Annotated in this window: 21 protein-coding genes; 9 read left to right on the plus strand and 12 right to left on the minus strand. The window is 60.4% G+C overall.

Translation table 11 applies throughout. The features are described from left to right. Positions 1–3 precede the first annotated feature (3 nt). The 3 genes from ngg to HBO41_RS00525 all read left to right on the plus strand — a co-directional run bounded on the left by ngg (position 4) and on the right by HBO41_RS00525 (position 3,417). Complete coding sequence (gene ngg / locus HBO41_RS00515; protein WP_017137816.1) at positions 4–1,749, plus strand: N-acetylglutaminylglutamine synthetase; 1,746 nt, start codon at positions 4–6, stop codon at positions 1,747–1,749. Positions 1,750–1,914: 165 nt separating this feature from the next. Next, positions 1,915–3,099, plus strand: coding sequence for an osmoprotectant NAGGN system M42 family peptidase (locus HBO41_RS00520; RefSeq protein WP_017137817.1), 1,185 nt, complete (start codon positions 1,915–1,917; stop codon positions 3,097–3,099). A 90-nt stretch (positions 3,100–3,189) separates the two neighbouring features. Then, positions 3,190–3,417, plus strand: a complete 228-nt coding sequence (locus tag HBO41_RS00525) for a YheU family protein (protein WP_003192759.1) — start codon at positions 3,190–3,192, stop codon at positions 3,415–3,417. A gap of 7 nt (positions 3,418–3,424) precedes the next feature. Here HBO41_RS00525 and csrA read toward each other — a convergent pair whose 3' ends face one another. Together csrA and HBO41_RS00535 are read right to left on the minus strand one after the other, a co-directional pair. Next, positions 3,425–3,622, minus strand: coding sequence for a carbon storage regulator CsrA (gene csrA / locus HBO41_RS00530; RefSeq protein ID WP_017137818.1), 198 nt, complete (start codon positions 3,620–3,622; stop codon positions 3,425–3,427). A gap of 249 nt (positions 3,623–3,871) precedes the next feature. Beyond that, complete coding sequence (locus HBO41_RS00535; protein WP_017137819.1) at positions 3,872–4,687, minus strand: SDR family oxidoreductase; 816 nt, start codon at positions 4,685–4,687, stop codon at positions 3,872–3,874. Between the two features lie 329 nt (positions 4,688–5,016). Between HBO41_RS00535 and HBO41_RS00540 the strand changes: the two genes are divergently transcribed. Continuing rightward, on the plus strand, positions 5,017–5,169 hold the full coding sequence (locus HBO41_RS00540) for a DUF3309 family protein (protein WP_015885095.1): 153 nt from the start codon (positions 5,017–5,019) through the stop codon (positions 5,167–5,169). Positions 5,170–5,225: 56 nt separating this feature from the next. Here the strand turns inward: HBO41_RS00540 and HBO41_RS00545 are convergent, their stop codons facing one another. The 5 genes from HBO41_RS00545 to HBO41_RS00565 all read right to left on the minus strand — a co-directional run bounded on the left by HBO41_RS00545 (position 5,226) and on the right by HBO41_RS00565 (position 10,998). Further along, positions 5,226–7,313, minus strand: coding sequence for an LTA synthase family protein (locus HBO41_RS00545; RefSeq protein ID WP_017137820.1), 2,088 nt, complete (start codon positions 7,311–7,313; stop codon positions 5,226–5,228). A gap of 412 nt (positions 7,314–7,725) precedes the next feature. Continuing rightward, positions 7,726–7,917 carry a PLDc N-terminal domain-containing protein gene (locus HBO41_RS00550; protein WP_003172956.1) on the minus strand — a complete coding sequence of 64 codons (192 nt, stop codon included), beginning with the start codon at positions 7,915–7,917 and terminating at the stop codon, positions 7,726–7,728. 67 nt (positions 7,918–7,984) lie between these two features. After that, a complete protein-coding gene (locus HBO41_RS00555) occupies positions 7,985–8,515 on the minus strand; it encodes a hypothetical protein (RefSeq protein ID WP_017137821.1) in 531 nt (176 codons plus the stop codon). A 41-nt stretch (positions 8,516–8,556) separates the two neighbouring features. Next, a complete protein-coding gene (locus HBO41_RS00560) occupies positions 8,557–9,072 on the minus strand; it encodes an ankyrin repeat domain-containing protein (RefSeq protein WP_017137822.1) in 516 nt (171 codons plus the stop codon). 99 nt (positions 9,073–9,171) lie between these two features. Beyond that, a complete protein-coding gene (locus HBO41_RS00565) occupies positions 9,172–10,998 on the minus strand; it encodes a long-chain-acyl-CoA synthetase (RefSeq protein ID WP_099548924.1) in 1,827 nt (608 codons plus the stop codon). A gap of 393 nt (positions 10,999–11,391) precedes the next feature. On the opposite strand from HBO41_RS00565, the gene HBO41_RS00570 reads away from it, so the two are divergent. Further along, on the plus strand, positions 11,392–11,670 hold the full coding sequence (locus HBO41_RS00570; RefSeq protein WP_016970113.1) for a DUF3509 domain-containing protein: 279 nt from the start codon (positions 11,392–11,394) through the stop codon (positions 11,668–11,670). Positions 11,671–11,732: 62 nt separating this feature from the next. On the opposite strand, the gene HBO41_RS00575 is transcribed toward HBO41_RS00570, so the two are convergent. The 4 genes from HBO41_RS00575 to aroC form a co-directional block, all read right to left on the minus strand. Then, positions 11,733–12,002, minus strand: a complete 270-nt coding sequence (locus HBO41_RS00575) for a response regulator transcription factor (protein ID WP_017137824.1) — start codon at positions 12,000–12,002, stop codon at positions 11,733–11,735. Positions 12,003–12,210: 208 nt separating this feature from the next. Continuing rightward, on the minus strand, positions 12,211–12,741 hold the full coding sequence (locus HBO41_RS00580; RefSeq protein ID WP_169984788.1) for an acireductone dioxygenase: 531 nt from the start codon (positions 12,739–12,741) through the stop codon (positions 12,211–12,213). Next, positions 12,738–13,901, minus strand: coding sequence for an MFS transporter (locus HBO41_RS00585; protein ID WP_017137826.1), 1,164 nt, complete (start codon positions 13,899–13,901; stop codon positions 12,738–12,740). The genes HBO41_RS00580 and HBO41_RS00585 overlap by 4 nt, the downstream gene beginning before the upstream one ends. A gap of 73 nt (positions 13,902–13,974) precedes the next feature. Continuing rightward, positions 13,975–15,066: a chorismate synthase gene (gene aroC / locus HBO41_RS00590; protein ID WP_099548922.1), complete on the minus strand. Its 1,092-nt coding sequence runs from the start codon at positions 15,064–15,066 to the stop codon at positions 13,975–13,977. 143 nt (positions 15,067–15,209) lie between these two features. On the opposite strand from aroC, the gene HBO41_RS00595 reads away from it, so the two are divergent. Together HBO41_RS00595 and HBO41_RS00600 are read left to right on the plus strand one after the other, a co-directional pair. After that, positions 15,210–16,172, plus strand: coding sequence for an alpha/beta hydrolase (locus tag HBO41_RS00595; RefSeq protein WP_099548921.1), 963 nt, complete (start codon positions 15,210–15,212; stop codon positions 16,170–16,172). Positions 16,173–16,271: 99 nt separating this feature from the next. Next, a complete protein-coding gene (locus tag HBO41_RS00600) occupies positions 16,272–17,078 on the plus strand; it encodes a hypothetical protein (protein WP_138452752.1) in 807 nt (268 codons plus the stop codon). Positions 17,079–17,155: 77 nt separating this feature from the next. Here the strand turns inward: HBO41_RS00600 and prmB are convergent, their stop codons facing one another. Next, on the minus strand, positions 17,156–18,064 hold the full coding sequence (gene prmB, locus HBO41_RS00605; protein WP_058420625.1) for a 50S ribosomal protein L3 N(5)-glutamine methyltransferase: 909 nt from the start codon (positions 18,062–18,064) through the stop codon (positions 17,156–17,158). Between the two features lie 239 nt (positions 18,065–18,303). Between prmB and HBO41_RS00610 the strand changes: the two genes are divergently transcribed. Continuing rightward, positions 18,304–18,894 carry a cysteine hydrolase family protein gene (locus tag HBO41_RS00610; protein ID WP_017137831.1) on the plus strand — a complete coding sequence of 197 codons (591 nt, stop codon included), beginning with the start codon at positions 18,304–18,306 and terminating at the stop codon, positions 18,892–18,894. Positions 18,895–19,030: 136 nt separating this feature from the next. After that, entirely contained in the window at positions 19,031–19,351 is a 321-nt protein-coding gene (locus HBO41_RS00615; protein WP_056861118.1) for a hypothetical protein, read from the plus strand. Positions 19,352–19,366 lie beyond the last annotated feature (15 nt).

The raw sequence follows: 19,366 nt of genomic DNA on the forward strand, positions 1-19,366 counted from the left end.
TCGATGAAACCTCTTGCAGCGGCTTACAGCCAACGCTTGCTCAAGGGCCAGGCGCCGACCTACGAGCGCCTGCAGGCGCGCCTGGCTGAAGACGGCAGCCCACTGGGCGCCGAGCCGATTGCCGTGCATTGCGGCTGGGGCCGGTTATTGATCGGGCATACCTTTCCGGACCCGGCCAGCCTGGCCCAGGAACTGCTCAATGAACAGGCGGGCGAGCGCGACATCGCGCTGTACGTGGCGGCGCCCCAGCAAATCCTCGGGATTGACCCGCAGCAGTTGTTCCTCGACCCCTCCGACACCTTGCGCCTGTGGTTCAGCGATTACCGCCCCGCTACGCGGGTATTTCGCGGCTTTCGCATTCGCCGCGTGCAAACCGACGCCGATTGGCAGGCGGTCAACCAACTCTACCAAGGCCGTGGCATGTTGCCCGTCGACGCCAAGCGCCTGACACCACGCCATCAAGGCGGCCCGGTGTATTGGCTGGCCGAGGATGAAGACAGCGGCGCGGTGATCGGCAGCGTGATGGGCCTGAACCATCAAAAAGCCTTCCACGACCCGGAAAACGGTTGCAGCCTGTGGTGCCTGGCGGTCGACCCGCAGTGCACGCGCCCCGGTGTGGGCGAGGTGCTGGTGCGCCACCTGGTAGAGCACTTTATGAGCCGTGGCCTGAGCTATCTCGACCTGTCGGTGCTGCACGATAACCGTCAGGCCAAAAGCCTCTACGCCAAGCTCGGTTTTCGCGCGCTGACCACCTTTGCGATCAAGCGCAAGAACGGCATCAACCAGCCGCTGTTTCTCGGCCCCGGCCCGCAGGCAGGCTTTAACCCGTATGCGCGCATCATTGTCGAAGAAGCCCATCGACGTGGCATTGATGTGCAAGTGGATGACGCCGACGCCGGCCTGTTCACCCTCAGCCACGGCGGGCGCCGTGTGCGTTGCCGCGAGTCGTTGAGCGACCTGACCAGCGCCATCAGCATGACCCTGTGCCAGGACAAGAGCCTGACCCACAAGACGCTCAGCGCAGCGGGGTTGAAACTGCCGTCGCAACAATTGGCCGGCAGTGCCGACGACAACCTGGAGTTTCTCGACGAGCATCAGCGCATCGTGGTCAAGCCGCTCGATGGCGAACAAGGCCAAGGCGTGGCAGTGGATCTGCAGACCATCGAGGAGGTGCAAAAAGCCATCGAGACGGCGCGTCAATTCGACAGCCGTGTGCTGCTCGAAAGTTTCCACGAAGGCCTCGACCTGCGCATCCTGGTGATCGGCTTTGAGGTAGTTGCCGCTGCAATTCGGCGCCCGGCCGAGGTTACCGGTGATGGTCAGCACTCTATCGGTGCTTTGATCGAAGCCCAGAGCCGTCGCCGCCAGGCGGCCACCGATGGTGAAAGCAAAATCCCGCTGGACGCCGAAACCCAACGCACGTTGCACGCCGCCGGTTACGACTACAGCAGCATCTTGCCCCGTGGCCAAACCTTGGCGGTGCGCCGTACCGCCAACCTGCATACCGGCGGTTGCCTGGAAGACGTCACCGCGATCCTGCACCCGACATTGGTAGACGCCGCCGTGCGCGCCGCCCGTGCATTGGACATTCCCATGGTCGGCCTGGACCTGATGGTGCCCGCCGCCGACCAGCCCGAGTATGTGTTTATCGAAGCCAACGAACGCGCCGGGCTGGCTAATCACGAACCGCAACCGACAGCGGAGAAGTTTGTGGATTTGTTGTTTCCGCACAGTCAGCCGACGGCTTGAGTGATGTGTTGCCTGGACTGGCGCCATCGCGGGCAAGCCCGCTCCCACAGTTTGATCGCGTTCCAATGTGGGAGCCGGGCTTGCCCGCGATGAGGCCGGCACAGCCTATGAACCTCTCAGTACCTCATCGAAACCATCGATGCCCTCAACTCATCAGGAGTTTCCATGACCCGAACCATCCCCGAACCGGATCTCAACTACCTGCAGAAAGTGCTGCTGGAAATGCTTGCCATCCCCAGCCCCACGGGGTTCACCGACACCATCGTGCGCTACGTCGCCGAGCGCCTGGAAGAGCTGGGCATTCCCTTTGAAATGACCCGGCGCGGTACCATTCGCGCCACGCTAAAGGGCCAGAAAAACAGCCCCGACCGCGCTGTTTCCGCGCACTTGGACACCATCGGCGCCGCCGTGCGGGCGATCAAAGACAACGGCCGCTTGACGCTCGCACCGGTGGGCTGCTGGTCGAGCCGTTTTGCCGAAGGCAGCCGCGTCAGCCTGTTTACCGACAACGGCGTGATCCGTGGCAGCGTGCTGCCGTTGATGGCCTCCGGGCACGCGTTCAACACCGCCGTAGATGAAATGCCGGTGAGCTGGGACCACGTGGAACTGCGCCTGGACGCCTACTGCGCCACCCGCGCCGATTGCGACTCGTTAGGCATCAGCATCGGTGACTACGTGGCGTTCGACCCACTGCCGGAATTCACCGAGAGCGGGCATATCAGCGCCCGCCATCTGGACGATAAAGCCGGTGTGGCCGCCCTGCTTGCCGCACTCAAGGCGATTGTCGACAGCGGCGAACCGTTATTGATCGACTGCCACCCGCTGTTCACCATCACCGAAGAAACCGGCAGTGGCGCGGCCGCCGCCCTGCCCTGGGATGTCAGTGAATTTGTCGGTATCGACATCGCCCCGGTCGCGCCCGGCCAGCACTCCAGCGAACACGCGGTGAGTGTGGCGATGCAGGATTCCGGCGGGCCGTATGACTATCACCTGTCCCGTCACTTGCTGCGCCTGGCCTCGGAGAATGAACTGCCGGTGCGCCGCGACCTGTTTCGCTATTACTTCAGCGACGCCCACTCGGCAGTCACCGCCGGCCACGATATTCGCACCGCGCTGCTGGCGTTTGGCTGCGATGCGACCCATGGCTATGAGCGCACACACATTGACAGCCTGGCCGCACTCAGCCGCCTGTTGGGCGCTTATATCCTCAGCCCGCCGGTGTTCGCCAGCGACGCGCAACCGGCCCAGGGTTCGCTGGACAGGTTCAGTCATCAGATCGAGCACGAAACGCAAATGGAGAGCGACACCCGCGTGCCGTCGGTGGACAGCCTGGTCGGACAGAAGTCCTGACACTGGCAACTACTGGTAACTGATGGTAACTGCTGGTAACAAGGGCCCCCGGCGCAGTAGCATCGCCGGGTTCCTACCTCCGAGGCTTGTATGCTGATTCCCTACGACGCGCTTGAAGTCGACACCCTGACCCGCCTCATCGAAGACTTCGTCACCCGCGACGGCACCGACAATGGCGACGACACGCCCCTGGAAACCCGCGTACTGCGCGTGCGCCAAGCGCTGACCAAGGGCCAGGCCCTGATCGTGTTCGACCCGGAGAGCGAGCAATGCCAGTTGATGCTCAAGCACGACGTGCCCAAGCATCTGTTTGACTGAGCAGGGTTCAGCGGTTGGGTTCGGCGTGGGTTTCTGTGGCCTGGCGTTCGAGGATCTTGCGATACACCTCGGCCCGATGGACATTCACACCCACCGGGGCGTCGATGCCGAATTTCACTTGGGTACCGTTGAGTTCGAGGATGTGCAGGGCGATGTCATCGCCGATGGAGATGACTTCGCCCACAGCGCGGCTTAAGACCAGCATGGCGGTTGTCCTTTTGGAGTGACAGGACCTTGACCATGCGCGATTGGATTTGGCGCAGCAATGGCTTGCAGTAAAATCAGGAAAGGCCTACGTAGCCCGGTAATTTTTCTGACAGACAAGCCCCGGTTTCTGATCGTTCCCACGCTCCGCGTGGTAACGCATCCGGTGACGCTCCGCGTCACGCCTTCAAAAGCGGGACGCGGAGCGTCCGGGGCGGCATTCCCACGCGGAGCGTGGGAACGATCATCATCAGCCCTTGGTTGCCTGGGCCTTGGCGCGCATCTTGTCGGCCATCAGCGTCATCTCGTCATACAGCAACTGCGGGTTCTTTTGCTTCAACGCCCACGCCATGCGCCCCTGCTCGTGGGGCAAAATCATGAACTCCCCTTCTGCCACCCGCTGATAAATGTAATCGGCAATATCCGCCGCCGAAATCGGTGAACTCTCCAGCAACTTGCCGACCTGCGCCTTCATCGCAGGCGTCGGCCCACGGAATGAATCCAGCAGGTTGGTCTGGAAAAACGACGGGCATACCACATGCACACCGACTTCCTGCTGCTTGAGTTCCACCAGCAAACTCTCCGACAACGCCACCACACCGGCCTTGGCCACGTTGTAATTGCTCATCGCCGGCCCCTGCATCAGCGCAGCCATGGACGCGATGTTGATAATCCGCCCTTTGCTCTTTTCCAGCAGCGGCAGGAACGCCTTGCAGCCCTTGACCACGCCCATCAAGTTGATCGCAATCTGCCAGTCCCAATCTTCCAGGGACAATTCGGCAAAAAAACCACCCGAGGCCACGCCAGCGTTATTGACGATCACATCAATGCCGCCCAGCTTCACTTCGCAAGCCTGGGCAAAGGCGGTGAGCTGGCTGTAGTCACGCACGTCGCAGCGCTGGATAAAGCCATCGCCACCGGCCTCGCGCACCAGCTTCAGGGTTTCCTGCAAGCCTGGCTCGCTGACGTCCGACAAGGCCAACTGCCAACCCTCGCGTGCCCAGCGCAGCGCGATTTCGCGACCCAGGCCGGATCCGGCGCCAGTGATCATCATGCGATTTTGCATAGGTAAGTAGCCTTGTAGTTCACGGAAGAAGTGATCGGCAGTGTAGCGAAGGTTTTTCCTGCACCCACGCACCATCCAATTGATGAATGCCTCAGGCAAACCGCCAGCCAGGTAGCAGCCCGGCTTATAGCGTAAGTTCAATCTTTTTCAACTAAGTGCCCATTATTGCGAACGCATTAAAAGAAATAAGCCAGTGTGCGAAATGCTTTAAGAAACTATGGAATTTTCTCCACAACGGCACAGTCGGAGTTGTTAAGGCGTCCGTAAATAAACCCACGGGCCTGTCGTTAAACAACCGGTCTTTTCAGAAGGCCTACAAGGAAAAAAACATGAGCCTGATTCTGATCATAATTCTGATCCTGCTGCTGGTCGGCGGCCTGCCGGTGTTCCCGCACTCTCGTAACTGGGGCTATGGGCCGTCGGGTATTCTGGGTGTGGTACTGGTGGTACTGTTGGTGCTGTTGCTACTCGGCCGGATATAAAATCCGGACAAAAAAAAGAGGCCTTCTAGAAGGCCTCTTTTTTTATGCCCGGATTATTAGTCCGGCTTGCCGTCGATCACACCGGCGGTGTTATCCAACAGGCTCTTGGTGGCCGTCTGCAGGAACGACTCAAGTTTCTGTTTCAGCGCGGCTTCGTCCGGCGATTCAGGAATCACCTTACCGGTCGGGTTAGCGCCCAGTTCGTATTCCCACAGTTTCGGTGGCATCTCTTTAGGCAGTACCAGGATGCGGTCAGCAGTGACCAGGGCGACGGTCTGGTCGCTGCCCGACGGTTTGATCACGCCAAAGCCCTTGTCGCCTTCCGGCAGGTTCAACAAGTCGCGGCCCCAGCACTGGTGCAAGGTGTCGCCACCCAGGCGGCCCATGATGGTCGGCACGATGTCGATCTGGGTACCCACGGTGTGGTCACGCTCGCCGAACTTCTCCTGCATGCCCGGTGCAATCATCAGCATCGGTACGTTGAAGCGGCCCAGGTCCATCTCGGTGATCTGCTGTTCATTACCAAAACCGTGGTCACCCACGATCACGAACAGGGTTTCCTTGAAGTACGGCTCTTTACGCGCCTTTTCAAAGAACTGGCCCAAGGCCCAGTCGGAGTAACGCATGGCCGTCAAATGCTCGTTGAGGCTGCCACGGTCGGTGACTTTCTCGACCGGCAAGGGCGTCGGCAACGCATACGGCGTGTGGTTGGACAGGGTTTGCAGCAGGGCGTAGAACGGCTTGCCGCCTTCGCGGGCCTTCAATTCTTCCAGGCCACGGTTGAACATGTCCTGGTCGGACACGCCCCACGTCGGGTCGGAGAACACCGGGTTAACGAAGTCGTTGCGCCCGATGAAGTTGGTCATGCCCTGGTTGCTGAAGAAGCCCGACTGGTTGTCCCAGGCGAAATCGCCGTTGTAGACATACACGTCGTCAAACTTGCGCGCGCTGAGCAACTGCGGCAGGCCCGACAGCTTGTGGCTGCCTTCCGGGGTCTGCATCAGGTATTCGAAACCCGGCAGGTTCGGGAAGCACGCCATGGTGGCGAACATACCCTGATGGGTGTGGGTGCCGTTGGAGAAGAAACGGTCGAACAACAGGCCTTCCTTGGACAGTTTGTCGAAGTACGGCGTGATGTTGCCTGGGCGGCCCAGTGCGCCGACCGAGTGACCGGCGAAGCTTTCCATCAGGATCACCACGACGTTCTTGATCGGCAGGGTTTTCTCGGCCGGTGGCGTGTAGTCACGGCGCACGGCGGCGGTGTCGGTATCCACCAGTTTCTCTTGCGGCAACACCAGCATGTCACGCACGGTCTGGGTAGCCTGCGGCTGGTCCAGCGTGGCTTTCCAGATATTCGAGCGCTCTTCGGAGAAGCGCGACTTGGCTGCGGCGATCAACGACAGGGTGCCGTTCAAGCCCAACTGGTTGGCGAAGTTCGAGTCGGTGGTGTAGACATCACCCCAGCGCAGCGGCGGGCCTTGGCGCAGGGTGCCACGAATGGCGACCACGGCGATCAGCAGGCACACCACGAACACCGCAATGCGGCTGTACCACGGAGCAACCTGGCGAGTGCCGACGGTGCCGCCGCTGAACGGACCACGTGGGCGTGTCGCACGGTCGGCGCCCTTGAAGGCGATGCTCAGGATCAGCGTGCCTACGGCCCAGGCCAGCAGGTAGCGCACCACCGGGAAACCGTACCAGAGCATGCTCATCACGGTTTTCGGGTCTTCCTTCACGTATTGGAAGACCAGGCCGTTGAGCCGCTGGTGAAACTCGCGGTAGAAGTCCATCTCCATCAGGCCCAGGAACAGGGCAATGCTGGACGCGATGGTCAGCCAAAAACGGAAGAACCCGCGCGCCGCCATGGCCCGTACGCTGAACAAGGCCAGCAGCAGCGGAACCAGTGCGTACATCACAAAGCGGATGTCGAAGCGCGTGCCGTTGACGAAGGCTTCGAGGAAGGTCGAGGCCGGCGTGTCGAGGATCATCTCGCGGTTGTAGACCAGCAGCGCCAGGCGCAGCAGGGAGAACATCACCATCATGACCAGCGCGCAAAGCAGCGTGTATGCCAGATGGGATTTGACGGTCGGTTGCAGCAAGCGATTAGAAGCTCGCTGCTGACTCAGGGCGTCCGGGTTTGCCATGTCGTTCTAGGACCCATTGGAAGTTTAAGTTTCGAAATTATGCAGTGGCGTCCGTCCCTCGCCCAGGCTGGCTGGGGTAGGCGGTTAACGCGGTGGCGCAAATGGTGCCCGATCAATGGCATCAACGCTATTAATTACTGAACGTGCGCCGTGGCCCGGCCTTTAATGGTACGTGAGTTAGAGCCTTGGGAGAGCCGTAAAACCGCCGAATTGTCTTGGAAAAGATGTGAAAATTGTGTGCAGCGAATAGTTTCGACACACAAAATCCTGAGTACGCTGGAAACCAATGTGGGAGCGGGTTTGCCCGCGATTGCAGTGTGTCAGTCAAAACATCTGATACTGATACACCGCTATCGCGGGCAAGCCCGCTCCCACATTGACTGTGCCCACTCTAGATGGAGTGGGCGAACGATCAGATCCGCACGTTACCGCGCGGCCCGGCAATCGCCCAGATAATCAGGCCCAGTACCGGCAGCAACAGGATCAGCAGGATCCACAGCACTTTGGCGCCGGTGCTGGCGCCACTTTTGAACACGTTGATGATCGCCCAGATATCCAGCGCCAGGATGATCAGGCCGATAAGACCGTTGAAAGTGGAACCCATGGTGTCGCTCCTAAGTGAGGGCATGCACTTGTAGGATAGTCAGCGTTTGCCTGGGTTCCGTTTTATTTCAGACGTGCACAGCGACTTTCAAGGCTTCCAGTGACGGCTCGGCCTTGATCCCCACTTCGGCGCACAGTTGCAACACGCGCGGCAGGTCATTGCCGTACACCAGCACCGCCTGGATCTCGTCATCGAGCAATTGGCTGAAGTTAAGCAACACATAGCCGCCATCTTCGGGGCTCAACGCGCTCATCTGGATCTGGATGCGGTTCAGCGCGGTGAGGTCTTCGGTCTTGGCCAACTGCTTGGGCTTGAGGTTGAACGCCACGCCCGGGCCGAACGAGGCGACGATCTGCGCGAACAGATCGCCATAGGTGTCGGCCTGGAACAGCACCGTGTCCGGCAGGCTGCCAACCACTACCCACTCACCCAGAGGGATAGGGAACGTGTCGTCGTAGTTGATATCCGGGTTCGCCGCCAGAAACGCCACCGGGTCCGCGTAGGCTTGGGCGGCTTCTGTGGCGATGCGCGCCACCTCGTCCTCGCCCATGACGCCGGCGCTGATTTTGCTGATAAGTTCGACGAGGGCGGTTTGCATGGGAAGGTCCTGTGGCGGGCTGGTTTTTGAGGGCGCGTAGCCTACACCAGTTTCTGCAACCGTGCCGCCGTATCCGCCGCGCCCATGGTTTGCGCGGCAGCCAGCGCGGTCGCGCCCTGGGCATCGACGGCCTTGGGGTTGGCGCCCTGGCCGAGCAGGTAGTCGACCATTTCAACGCGGTTGAACATAGCGGCCAGCATCAGCGCTGTGCGCCCGTCCGGGGAGGTTGCATCCACCGGCGCGCCGCCGTCGATCAACGCCTTCACCACCGGCAGGTTGCCTTTGAACGCTGCACCGGCGATCGGCAGCTGATTTTTGTCGTTGGCAATCAGTGGGTCGGCTTTGAACTCGAGCAACACTTTTACCGCTTCGACATGGCCGTGGTAGGCAGCGAGCATCAATAAGGTGTCGCCGTTGTGATTACGAAAATTGGCCGGCAAGCCTTTGGCCAGCAGCGCAGCCAGCATCGCTGCATCGCCTTTGCGGGCCACATCAAAAACCTGCTCGGCGAATTCGGCGGCTTCATCGTCGGTCATTTGTTTGGGCTGGTCTGACATGCGGGGGCTCCTTGTCTGCGAATGTGTATAAGGCGCTCAGTGTCGCGAGGGAGTTCCCCGCTGTCATGGCTTTTTTGTCAAAAGCATTCATAGCCAGAATCAATAACGGAACTGCCCGCCCTGGATCTGCGCCAGTAATAGCCCGGTGACCGGTACATAACTGTCGGAGCCGGGCAGCCACGCGTACACCGGGTCGTTACCGGCCTTGTCCGGGTCGAAGGCTTCCTCCTTGAGCTTGACCTTCTGGTATTTGAAGGTGCCAGTGGTTTCCATCTTGACCTTGATGCGCAAAAACAACGGCACCGCATAGTGCGGCAACTGGCCGTGGGCAAACTGCAACAGCTCACGCATGTCCAGGGCCGCCAAGGACTCGCTTGGCGTGATGGCGACCATGCCTGCGCGGCCATTGGTGTTCTCGATCTCGACGCCATAGGCCACCACTTCGGCGATCTGCGGGTGCTGCAGCAACACGTTTTCCACTTCGGTGGTGGAGACGTTTTCGCCCTTCCAACGGTACGTATCGCCCAGTCGGTCGACAAATTGCGCATGGCCAAAGCCAATACTGCGTAGCAAGTCGCCAGTATTGAAGTAGCGGTCACCCTTCTCGAACACGTCCGTGAGCACCACCTTGCGGTTCTTTTCCGGGTCGGTGTAGCCGTCGAACGGCGACTTTTCATCGATCCTGGCCAGCAGCAAGCCCTGCCCGCCAGTTTGCACCTTACGCAGGAAACCATCGCTGCCACGCAGCGGCTCACCGGTTTCGTGGGAGTACTCCACCAGCGCCCAATGCTGCAGGCAAAAGCCGATGGTGTTATCGAAATTCAGCACATTGGTAAAACCGATGTTGCCGTCGCTGGCGGCATACAGCTCGCAGATGTGCTCGACGCCATAACGCTGCTTGAACTGCGCCCAGACACCGGGACGCAAGCCATTGCCGACCATCTTGGTGACTTTATTGTCGCGATCCTGCGCACTGGGCGGTTGGTCCAGCAGGTAGCGGCACAGTTCACCGACATACCCCAGGGTGGTTGCGTTGAATTTGCGCGCATCGTCCCAGAACTGGCTGGCGCTGAATTTACGCCGGATGGCGAAACCCGATGCGCCGATAATCGCCGAACCCCAGCACACGCACAGGCCCGTGGCGTGGTACAGCGGCAAAGTGCAATACAGAACGTCGTGCGGCCCCATGTCGAGGGCGATGCTGCCGAAACTCACCGCCGTCTTGGTCCAGCGCCCGTGCTTCATGATGCCGGCCTTGGGCAAACCGGTAGTGCCGGAGGTGTAGATATAGAAGCAGGGGTCGTTGAAGAAGATTTGTCCGCTGCTGGCAGGGTTGTCCACCGGGCTGTCAGCGCTGGCGGCCATCAGGTCGGTGTAGCCCTGCGGCACCGCGTTTGAGGACTGATCCGCCACAAACCAGCTGCGTTCGGCCGCAATCGACACTTGCTCGCGCACCGCCGCATAGGCGTCTACCAATTCTGCACCTGCCACGATCGCCGCCGGGTTCACCAGGTTCAGGCTGTGCACCAGCGCCGCCTGGGTTTGCGCGGTGTTGAGCATGGCGCAGATACCGCCCAGCTTGGCCACGGCCAGTACGCTGAGGAGCAGTTCCGGGCGATTTTCAATAAACAGCGCGACCACATCACCCTTGCCGATGCCCTGCGCTTGAAGGTAATGAGCCATGCGATTGGCGCGCTGGTTGGCTTCGCGGTAGCTGAGCACGCTGTCGCCGTACAACAACGCCGCGCCGTCGGGGTTGCGCAACGCAGCCTGTTCAAAGTGCCAACCGAGGCCGCAAGGCTGCGCGGGGTCGGTGACATTCGCGGCACGCATGCCACGCACTACGCGTGGCAAAGCTCGAACAATCGCAGGCACCTTACGTAAGAGCTTGCCCCACGTGATCATGTCGTCTTGCTGATGGCTCATGGCGGAACGTCCTTTTTCTTATTCTTCGTATGATCCAGACATAGCGGCAGCCCTGTAGGCAGATGCCGAATGCCATGCGGGAAAATACGCCTGCCATTCTTTGACTGTACATGCGGGATTTGAAAAGTTTTGTATCCCGAGTCGGCTTCCACCGAAAAGGAATTTTGCCCAACCGAGGCGGTCTTTGTCTTCGAGGCTGACCTGAAACAGCTGGCGCGAATAACGCAAAATGCAGGATGCACGATGGCCATTCATGCAAATTGCACGAAACCGAAAATCTGTAAAATTTTTAACTAATTGATTTATAACGACTTTTTCAGATATCCAATACTGGCACAATCACTGCACCTATCTCTCCATGCTTGCCAACTTGAGCCAACGGAGCTGATAGACATGAGCCTGATCCAAGATAAATTCGCTTCTGTATTCTCCCAATACGACGTCACCACTCAGCCACGTCCAGACGGCGGTATCCTGCTGACCCTGCGCAACAGCGAAGGCAAACAGGTCAAGCGTTCGATCTCGTATCAACAGCTGCACACCGCTGACCAACTGACCTGGGTGATCAGCGCGATCCGCCGCGACCTGGCCGAACAAGCCAGTGAGCTGCCACAGATTTCGATGCTGCAAAGCCAGAACCGCTTTGCCCTGCCGACCTACCACTCGGCATAAACCAGCGATAACCAAAAAGGGCCGCGACGCTTACAGGCGTCGCGGCCCTTTTTTGTGTGGCTTCAGCACAAGCCTTGTCGGCTGGCCTCATTCATCGCCTGTACGCGGTTGGTGACTTCCAGCTTGCCGTAGATATTGCGCAGATGGAATTTCACCGTGGCTTCAGAGGTTGCCCGGATCTGACTGATTTCCCAGACGGTCTTGCCTTCCGAGGCCCAGCGCAAAATTTCCAGCTCTGTCGGGGTGAGGGGCTTGCCGCCCAGGCTCAGACGTCTTCTAACGGTCATCGGCGCGTCCACCGGCGTGCGACACGACTGTTCTGGGCCACTCATTGTGCTCTCTCCTTTTGTAGTGGATGCCCTATCACCTTTCGGATTCCTGCTATTGACAGGTGATATAAACATCGAGTCTGCAGAGAGTTACATAACGAATGGATTGAAAGCACAGGGCGCAGCAGAAACAGCTACGCCTTACAGATAATCAGGCTTATTCCCACAACAACTTCCAACTTGCCTGGGTTGAACATTTAAATATCTGTGCTTAGTCGTCCAAGCCCGGGAAGCCATCGGCAATAGTATCGCCGGTGAGTTGAGGCTCACAGCCTTTAGCTGTGTTGAACAAACGCAAGGTGACAAAGTGCGGGTTCTCGCCCATGTCGAACCAATGCGGCACGCCGGCCGGAATCACCAGCAGGTCATTTTTCTCACAACGTACGGCATACACATAGTCGCCCACGTGCACGTTGAACAGGCCCTGGCCTGCGACGAAGAAACGCACTTCGTCTTCGCTGTAGCGGCGTTCACTGAGGAATTGCGCACGCAGTTCAATGTTCTGTGCCAGATCGCCCGCCGCCCTAAGCACCTCCACGGCGGCGTAGCCAAGGGCGTCGATCTGCGGCTGGTACGCGGCGATCATGTCTGCGTCGCTGGCGCCCTTCTCAATCGGCGCCGGCTGCCAGCGCGCAAAACGCACACCGTGGTCGGCCAGCGTCGAGACGATATCGTCGAAATGGGTCAGGACCTTGTTCGGGGTATCCGGTGTGGCGGCAGCGTAAACAGCGACATAACTCATTGCTCGGTTCCTGTAGTCGGTTCTTGCAATCGAAGGCCAATGATAATGGCGGCGGCCAGGGCGGCGACGCTGGCGATGCTGAAGGTCAGGGTCGGCCCCAACAGGTTCCAGCTGTAGCCGGCGTAAAGGGCGCCCAACGCGCCCCCGGTGCCGGCCAGCGCGGCATACAGCGCCTGGCCCTGGCCTTGTTGTCTGGCGCCGAAACTGCGTTGTACAAAGGCGATGGCGGCCGCATGAAAGCTGGCGAACGTGGCGGCGTGCAGCACTTGCGCCAGCAGCAATACCCAGAAGATTTCAGCGAATGACCCCAGCAGCAACCAGCGGATAGCCGCCAACACGAAACTGGCCAGCAGCACCCGCCGCACCGAAAAACGCGTCAGGATCCGGCTCATGGCCAGGAACATCAGCACCTCCGCGACCACACCCAGCGCCCACAGCATGCCGATCACGCCACGGCTATAACCCAAATGTTCAAGGTGCAGGGTCAGGAAGGTGTAATACGGGCCATGGCTCATTTGCATCAAGGCCACGCAGGCATAAAACGCCAGTACGCCGGGGCTGCGCAATTGCTTGAGGAAACCGTCACCGGCCAGGCGATTGCCCTGGACGGCGGGCTGCGCGTTCGGCACCCACAGGCTGGCGCCAATAATGCCGGCCATGATCACCACGACCACCACCGGGTAAATGTCCAGGCTCAGCCCGTCGAACAGGCGGCCCATGATCACCACGGTGAGGATAAAACCGATGGAGCCCCACAGGCGGATCTGGCTGTAGCGCGCGGTTTGCTTTTGCAGGTGCGCAAGCGTGATCACTTCAAACTGCGGCAACACCGCGTGCCAGAAGAACGCATGCAGTGCCATCACCAGGGCCAGCCAGGCGTAGGTTTTGCTGAAGAAGATCAGCGAGAAACTCGCCAGGGTACACACCGCGCCAAAACGCACGATGGCCAGGCGCCGGCCGGTGTAGTCGCCGAGCCAGCCCCACAGGTTGGGCGCCACGCAGCGCATCAGCATGGGGATGGCCACCAGCTCGCCGATACGCGCGCTGGAGAACCCCAGGTGGTCGAAGTACAGCGCCAGGAACGGCGCCGTCGCCCCGAGCAGGGCGAAGTAGAAGAGGTAGAAGCTGGAGAGGCGCCAGTATGGGAGGCTTTGCGTCATATTGTGGGGGGCTGCTGCGCAGCCCAGCGGGAGCAAGCTCCCTCGCCACAGCAAGCTCGCTCGCCACACACCGTCACAGCTGGCCCAACACCGGCGTACTCACCTGCACATCGGCGTTTTGCCCACGGTTGCGCAGCAGGTGGTCCATCAACACGATGGCCATCATCGCCTCGGCAATCGGCGTGGCGCGGATGCCCACGCACGGGTCGTGGCGGCCCTTGGTGATCACGTCCACCGGGTTGCCATGCACATCGATCGAACGGCCCGGCGTGGTGATGCTCGACGTGGCCTTGAGCGCCAGGTGCGCAACAATCGGCTGGCCGGAGGAAATACCGCCGAGGATGCCGCCCGCGTTATTGCTGAGGAAACCTTGCGGCGTCATTTCATCGCGATGCTCGGTGCCGCGCTGGGCGACACAGGCAAAACCGGCGCCGATCTCCACGCCCTTGACCGCATTGATGCTCATCAGCGCGTGGGCCAGCTCGGCGTCGAGGCGGTCGAAGATCGGCTCGCCCAGGCCCGGTTTGACGCCTTCGGCGACCACGGTAATCCTGGCACCCACCGAATCCTGATCGCGGCGCAACTGGTCCATATAGGCTTCCAGTTCCGGCACCTTGTCCGGGTCGGGGCTGAAGAAGGCGTTGTCGTCGACGCTGTCCCAGGTCTTGAACGGGATCTCAATCGGGCCCAATTGGCTCATGTAGCCACGGATCACGATGCCCTGGGTGGCCAGGTATTTCTTGGCGATGGCACCGGCGGCCACGCGCATGGCGGTTTCACGCGCCGAGCTGCGGCCACCGCCACGGTAGTCGCGCTCACCGTATTTGTGGTGGTAGGTGTAGTCGGCGTGGGCCGGGCGGAACAGGTCCTTGATCGCCGAGTAGTCCTTGGACTTCTGGTCGGTGTTGCGGATCAACAGGCCAATGGCGCAGCCGGTGGTGCGACCTTCGAACACGCCGGAAAGAATCTCGACTTCGTCGGGCTCCTGGCGCTGGGTAGTATGGCGGCTGGTGCCGGGCTTGCGGCGGTCGAGGTCACGCTGCAGGTCTTCCAGAGACAACTCGAGGCCTGGCGGGCAGCCGTCGACAATGGCGACCAACGCCGGGCCATGGCTTTCGCCCGCGGTGGTGACAGTGAACAGCTTGCCGAAGGTATTGCCGGACATGCAGGGCGCTCCGTGAAATCAGTTGAATCAACTCAACCGTAATAACTTAAGGCAGCCAGTATACGCAGGCTAACCGAGTAGTTCATCCTCGAAACCTTACCGGTAGACGTTGGTCCAACCGGCACCTTCCTGATGATGGCGTGATGATGCTGCGAGTTTTGCTTTTGACCCTTACCCTGTTTTCCAGCCTTGGCTTCGCCGCCTCCCCCGTCGTGCTGCAACGGCCGATCAGCCTGGACACCGGCAGCGGCGAGCTGTTTGGTTCGCTTCTGCTGCCAAAATCCGACAAGCCCGTGCCCGTGGTGCTGATCATCGCCGGCTCCGGCCCCACCGACCGCAACGGCAACAGCGCCGATGGTGCGCGCAACGACAGCCTCAAGCGCCTGGCCTGGGTGCTGGCGCGCAATAACATCGCCAGCGTGCGCTACGACAAACGCGGCGTGGCCGCGAGCCTGGCCGCCACCCCCGACGAACGCAACCTCACCCTGGACGCCTATGTGGCCGATGCGGTGGCCTGGGGCAAGCTGCTCAAGGCCGACAGCCGCATGGGCCAGTTGATCGTGCTGGGCCATAGCGAAGGTGCGCTGGTCGCCACCCTCGCCGCGCCGCAACTCGACCCGGCCGGGGTTATTTCGCTGTCCGGCAGCGCCCGGCCGGTGGACCAGGTGATCCGCCAGCAACTGGCCGATCATCTGCCCCCTGCCCTGTTGCTGCGCAGCAATGAAATTCTCGACCACCTTAAGGCCGGCCAAGTGGATGCCGATGTACCGCGCCCGCTGGAAGGCATTTTCCGCCCCAGTGTGCAGCCGTACCTGATCAGCCTGTTTCGTGCCGACCCGTCGGCCGCCTTCGCCAAACTGAACATGCCGGCTCTGATCATCCAGGGCACCAACGATATCCAGGTCGGCGTGGCGGATGCCCAGCAGTTGCAAGCGGCCAAGCCCGACGCGCAACTGAGCGTGATTCAAGGCATGAACCACGTGATGCGCATCGTGCCCAAGGATGTAAAGGAACAGCTTGAGTCGTACAACGACCCCAAACTGCCCCTCGCCGCCGAGCTGGGCCAACGCATCGTGCGCTTTATCGACGGACTTCAACCCCGTTAAGCGATTATTTGCCTCCAGTCCTGAATAAAACGGCCGATAAGCCCAGAGTCGACAGTAAAAAGACTGTCGGCTCGCCGGGCTTGGACAGGATCGCGCCGCATGACTACCACCGAAGCAACACCCGAATCTACCGCCGACACCCCGGCCGAAAAACCCGAGGCTGTCGAGGCCGCGGCCCTGCCGTGGGCGGACGTTCAGGCCGAACACTTCAAGATGCTGCGCCTGGCGCCCCTGGCCACTGATCGTGCCACCGGCGCACGGCCGCTGCGGTTCGTACAGTTTGGCTATACCGAACGCCATGACAAGAAACACAGCCTGTTACGCATGGTGATCCAGTTGCCCGGCCAACGTGTGCGCCGCGAGCAGAACCACCTGGATATCTGGGTCGATCACGAGACGCACCGTGTGCACTTCGGCCCGGGTAACAGCCTGGAAATTGAACCGGCCAACCGTGGCCTGGGACGCTTTCTGGTGGCACAGGCCGCCGCGTGGGCGAAAAAGAAGTGGTCACATTACCGCGTAGACGGCGTGGACCTCGCCAACAAGGATGCACTCAACGAAGCCACGCGCCTGCGTCGCGATCATTTCCTGCGCATCCAGGGTTTTGATGTGGCCTACGCCGATGTGCAGCACCTCAAAGGGAACGTGCAACCCGGCAAAGTCAGCGAAGTGCTGGACAGCTGGAACACCGAGAAGGTGCAGTACGTGGAGATCCTCGAAGCTGCGCAAATGCTGCAGCAGGCCGAGCAGAACCTGGCCGAGCAGGAAGTGAAGCTGCGCAAGGAAGAAGAAAAGGTCACCAAGTTCAAGCGCGAGGACAGTGGGCTGCGCTTTACCATTACGTGCCTGGTGGCGTTTACGGTGTTTCAGGCAGGGCTGTTGATCTGGATTGCGACACACCGCTGAAAGGTTGGAATGCATTCCAAATGTGGGAGCTGGCTTGTCGGCTCCCACACTGATCGCGTTCCTATTGCGGAATGAAGTTAAACCCGCGCCGCAAACACCGCCTGATGCGCCCGGCACTGCTCAGCCGTCAGCATGAACACACCGTGCCCGCCGCGCTGGAAGTCCAGCCAGGCAAAGTCGACTTCCGGGTACAGCGCCTCGACGTGCACTTGGCTGTTGCCGACTTCAACAATCAGCAAGCCCTTCTCGGTCAGGTGGTCGGCGGCCTCGGCCAGCATGCGTCGCACCAGGTTCAGACCATCGTCGCCGCAGGCCAGGCCCAGCTCCGGCTCGTGCTGGTACTCATCCGGCATGTCGGCGAAGTCTTCGGCATCCACGTACGGCGGGTTGGACACGATCAAGTCAAAACGCTGGCCCGGCAGGCCATCGAAGCCGTCGCCCTGCACGGTGTAGACGCGTTCATCGACACCATGACGCTCAATGTTCTGGTTAGCCACTTCCAAGGCTTCGAAGGACAAGTCGCCCAGCACCACTTCGGCGTCCTGGAACTCGTAGGCACAGGCGATGCCGATGCAACCGGAGCCGGTGCACAGGTCGAGGATGCGCGCCGGCGGCTGGGCCAGCCATGGCTCGAAGCGGTTTTCGATCAACTCGCCAATCGGTGAACGCGGGATCAACACGCGCTCATCGACGATAAACGACATGCCGCAGAACCAGGCTTCCTTCAACAGGTAGGCGGTAGGGACACGCTCGTGGATACGCTTGTGCAGCAAACGCTGCACATGGGCGACTTCCTCTTCTTCGAGGTTGCAGTCCAGGTAGCTGTCGGCAATTTCCCAAGGCAGGTGCAAGGCGCCGAGCACCAATTGCCGGGCTTCGTCCCAGGCATTGTCGGTGCCATGCCCAAAAAACAGGTCTTCCCCATGGAAACGGCTGACAGCCCAACGGATGTGGTCGCGCAACGTGCGCAGGCGGGAGGTAATCACGGGGGCAAGCTCCTGGAAAAAACGACTGGCGATTCTAACAGCCTTCGCCTGTACCGACGATGTACGAAAACCCTTCACCATCTGTCGGAAATCATTCAAATTGCCATCATTGCGCTGATCAAGCCCACCTCTTGACATGGCTGCACGTCAACAACGGCGTACCTTACGATGGTAGCGATTCACAGAACCGCTCAGCCAGTGGACAATGTGACAAAAGCCCCCCTCACAGGAGCCCCAGAATGTCCGTTCCAAAGACGATGTTTCAACTCAGCGGTCGCGGTTACGCAGCAGCCAACCTGAACCATGCGACCCTCGTGATCATCGACGCCCAGAAGGAATACCTCAGCGGCCCACTCGCCCTGTCCGGCATGGACGCGGCGGTCGACAACATCAAGCAGCTTGTGACAGCCGCGCGTAATGCCGGGCGCCCGATCGTGCATGTACGTCACCTTGGCACCGTCGGTGGCCTGTTCGACCCGCAGGGCGAGCGCGGCGAATTCATTCCTGGCCTGGAACCCCAAGGCGATGAAACCATCATCGGCAAACTGCTGCCCAGCGCGTTCCATGGCACCGGCCTGGAGAAACACCTGCAAGACCTCGGCTCCCTGGACTTGATCGTCTGCGGTTTCATGAGCCACTCCAGTGTCAGCACCAGCGTGCGCGCCGCCAAGAACCTGGGCTTTCGCTGCACCCTGGTGGAAGACGCCTGCGCCACCCGTGACCTGCCTTACAAAGGTGGCATCCTGAGCGCCGAGCACGTACAGCAAACTGAAATGGCCATCATGGCCGACAACTTCGCCACCCTCGCGTTGACCAAAGATCTGATCTGATCGCCCTTGAGATGAGCGGCGTATTTATTGCCCCGCTCATCCGCAAAGCCCTCACATTTGGCGCATTTACCGCTGCTGTCGGAACAACCTGTGTATCTTCCGGTCGAAGGGCCGATACCCTGGAGGAAAGGTCGGAATGAAGATATCCGATGGTTTTGACGCTCGTCGCTTGCGCCCCAAAGGCCCGAGCAATTGGCGTCTGCGCCTGGTAGCCGGCTTTGCCGCGTTGCTGGCCATTGTAGGTTTGCTGTTGGCCGGCGCTGGTGGCGCCGGCCTGTTTGGTCATTCGCCGGCCCTTGGCGAGTTGAATGCCAGCCCCGGCGGTTCGGCTATCCTGTTGGTGATCGGACTGCTGGTGCTGTGGTTGGGTGTGTGGTTATGGCGTCGTAGCCGTCGGAAAATGCGTCAGCCGCTGTCACTGAACATCGCTTCGCACTTGATGAAAAAGCACGACTGATGGCGCTTGGATAGC

It is taken from the genome of Pseudomonas sp. WS 5146 (genome assembly GCF_012985495.1).
Classification (GTDB): Bacteria; Pseudomonadota; Gammaproteobacteria; order Pseudomonadales; family Pseudomonadaceae; genus Aquipseudomonas; species Aquipseudomonas edaphica.

Bases quoted from the DNA above. Each gene is read 5' to 3' on its own strand.
- ngg (WP_017137816.1), top strand. From the start codon at position 4: ATGAAACCTCTTGCAGCGGCTTACAGCCAACGCTTGCTCAAGGGCCAG.
- HBO41_RS00520 (WP_017137817.1), top strand. From the start codon at position 1,915: ATGACCCGAACCATCCCCGAACCGGATCTCAACTACCTGCAGAAAGTG.
- HBO41_RS00525 (WP_003192759.1), top strand. From the start codon at position 3,190: ATGCTGATTCCCTACGACGCGCTTGAAGTCGACACCCTGACCCGCCTC.
- csrA (WP_017137818.1), bottom strand. From the start codon at position 3,622: ATGCTGGTCTTAAGCCGCGCTGTGGGCGAAGTCATCTCCATCGGCGAT.
- HBO41_RS00535 (WP_017137819.1), bottom strand. From the start codon at position 4,687: ATGCAAAATCGCATGATGATCACTGGCGCCGGATCCGGCCTGGGTCGC.
- HBO41_RS00540 (WP_015885095.1), top strand. From the start codon at position 5,017: ATGAGCCTGATTCTGATCATAATTCTGATCCTGCTGCTGGTCGGCGGC.
- HBO41_RS00545 (WP_017137820.1), bottom strand. From the start codon at position 7,313: ATGGCAAACCCGGACGCCCTGAGTCAGCAGCGAGCTTCTAATCGCTTG.
- HBO41_RS00550 (WP_003172956.1), bottom strand. From the start codon at position 7,917: ATGGGTTCCACTTTCAACGGTCTTATCGGCCTGATCATCCTGGCGCTG.
- HBO41_RS00555 (WP_017137821.1), bottom strand. From the start codon at position 8,515: ATGCAAACCGCCCTCGTCGAACTTATCAGCAAAATCAGCGCCGGCGTC.
- HBO41_RS00560 (WP_017137822.1), bottom strand. From the start codon at position 9,072: ATGTCAGACCAGCCCAAACAAATGACCGACGATGAAGCCGCCGAATTC.
- HBO41_RS00565 (WP_099548924.1), bottom strand. From the start codon at position 10,998: ATGAGCCATCAGCAAGACGACATGATCACGTGGGGCAAGCTCTTACGT.
- HBO41_RS00570 (WP_016970113.1), top strand. From the start codon at position 11,392: ATGAGCCTGATCCAAGATAAATTCGCTTCTGTATTCTCCCAATACGAC.
- HBO41_RS00575 (WP_017137824.1), bottom strand. From the start codon at position 12,002: ATGAGTGGCCCAGAACAGTCGTGTCGCACGCCGGTGGACGCGCCGATG.
- HBO41_RS00580 (WP_169984788.1), bottom strand. From the start codon at position 12,741: ATGAGTTATGTCGCTGTTTACGCTGCCGCCACACCGGATACCCCGAAC.
- HBO41_RS00585 (WP_017137826.1), bottom strand. From the start codon at position 13,901: ATGACGCAAAGCCTCCCATACTGGCGCCTCTCCAGCTTCTACCTCTTC.
- aroC (WP_099548922.1), bottom strand. From the start codon at position 15,066: ATGTCCGGCAATACCTTCGGCAAGCTGTTCACTGTCACCACCGCGGGC.
- HBO41_RS00595 (WP_099548921.1), top strand. From the start codon at position 15,210: ATGATGCTGCGAGTTTTGCTTTTGACCCTTACCCTGTTTTCCAGCCTT.
- HBO41_RS00600 (WP_138452752.1), top strand. From the start codon at position 16,272: ATGACTACCACCGAAGCAACACCCGAATCTACCGCCGACACCCCGGCC.
- HBO41_RS00610 (WP_017137831.1), top strand. From the start codon at position 18,304: ATGTCCGTTCCAAAGACGATGTTTCAACTCAGCGGTCGCGGTTACGCA.
- HBO41_RS00615 (WP_056861118.1), top strand. From the start codon at position 19,031: ATGAAGATATCCGATGGTTTTGACGCTCGTCGCTTGCGCCCCAAAGGC.